The sequence below is a fragment of the Rheinheimera sediminis genome, from assembly GCF_004005375.1.
Lineage (GTDB): Bacteria > Pseudomonadota > Gammaproteobacteria > Enterobacterales > Alteromonadaceae > Pararheinheimera.
The window spans coordinates 3813-5491 of sequence record NZ_RZUF01000053.1 but is presented as its reverse complement, the minus strand read 5'-3'; the positions used below and the strand labels follow the sequence as shown (position 1 = coordinate 5491).

The window sequence follows — 1679 nt, the reverse complement described above, 5'->3', positions numbered from 1 at the left end:
TTGTAAAGCACTTTCAGCGAGGAGGAAGGGGTGTGTGTTAATAGTACACACCTTTGACGTTACTCGCAGAAGAAGCACCGGCTAACTCTGTGCCAGCAGCCGCGGTAATACAGAGGGTGCAAGCGTTAATCGGAATTACTGGGCGTAAAGCGCACGTAGGCGGTTTTTTAAGTCAGATGTGAAAGCCCCGGGCTCAACCTGGGAATTGCATTTGAAACTGGAAAACTAGAGTGTGTGAGAGGGGGGTAGAATTCCAAGTGTAGCGGTGAAATGCGTAGAGATTTGGAGGAATACCAGTGGCGAAGGCGGCCCCCTGGCACAACACTGACGCTCAGGTGCGAAAGCGTGGGGAGCAAACAGGATTAGATACCCTGGTAGTCCACGCCGTAAACGATGTCTACTAGCTGTTCGTGGTCTTGTACTGTGAGTAGCGCAGCTAACGCACTAAGTAGACCGCCTGGGGAGTACGGTCGCAAGATTAAAACTCAAATGAATTGACGGGGGCCCGCACAAGCGGTGGAGCATGTGGTTTAATTCGACGCAACGCGAAGAACCTTACCTACTCTTGACATCTACGGAAGTTGGCAGAGATGCTGATGTGCCTTCGGGAACCGTAAGACAGGTGCTGCATGGCTGTCGTCAGCTCGTGTTGTGAAATGTTGGGTTAAGTCCCGCAACGAGCGCAACCCCTATCCTTAGTTGCCAGCGATTCGGTCGGGAACTCTAGGGAGACTGCCGGTGATAAACCGGAGGAAGGTGGGGACGACGTCAAGTCATCATGGCCCTTACGAGTAGGGCTACACACGTGCTACAATGGTACGTACAGAGGGAGGCAAGCTGGCGACAGTGAGCGGATCTCTTAAAGCGTATCGTAGTCCGGATCGCAGTCTGCAACTCGACTGCGTGAAGTCGGAATCGCTAGTAATCGCAAATCAGAATGTTGCGGTGAATACGTTCCCGGGCCTTGTACACACCGCCCGTCACACCATGGGAGTGGGTTGCAAAAGAAGTAGGTAGCTTAACCTTCGGGAGGGCGCTTACCACTTTGTGATTCATGACTGGGGTGAAGTCGTAACAAGGTAACCCTAGGGGAACCTGGGGTTGGATCACCTCCTTACCTAAAGCAGACTAGTTCGTGTAGTGTCCACACAGATGATTGATTGATACGTAGAGCAAACAGTAAAAGCGCTATCCGCGAGGATAACGCCGGATGTTTGGTTTAGCGCAAGGCGCAGCCTGAGTGAATGAAGGAGTGTACGAGAAGTACATGACTGAATGAGCGATGGATGCAACGAAGCGGTAAGACAAACAGACAAGTTAGANGATGATTGATTGATACGTAGAGCAAACAGTAAGAACCATTGCGGTTACGGCTGGTCTGTAGCTCAGGTGGTTAGAGCGCACCCCTGATAAGGGTGAGGTCGGTAGTTCGAGTCTACTCAGACCAACCAAATTTCGCTTTATGCTTCGTTACGACAAACCTCACATACTTTTAGTATGCTTCGGTTCATCGTGCCTCGCCTAAAACGAAATTACCCTGACGTCAGCAAAGATTTATTGCGATTATTTTTACTTTAGGCAAGGCGTGCGATGAACGAGTGAAGGAATGTACTTATGTACATGACTGAATGAGTGAGGAAGCAGAACGCGGCATTAAGTAAAAAGAAGAAGCAAGAAAA

Annotated in this window: 1 tRNA gene and 1 rRNA gene (1 of these 2 only partly in view); both read left to right on the top strand. The window is 50.1% G+C overall.

The annotated features are described in order from the left end of the window. Nucleotides 1-1117 (top strand): 16S ribosomal RNA (locus EMM73_RS19535); it begins 411 nt to the left of the window's first position. A 257-nt stretch (nt 1118-1374) separates the two neighbouring features. Next, nucleotides 1375-1451: transfer RNA gene (locus EMM73_RS19530), tRNA-Ile, on the top strand. Nucleotides 1452-1679 lie beyond the last annotated feature (228 nt).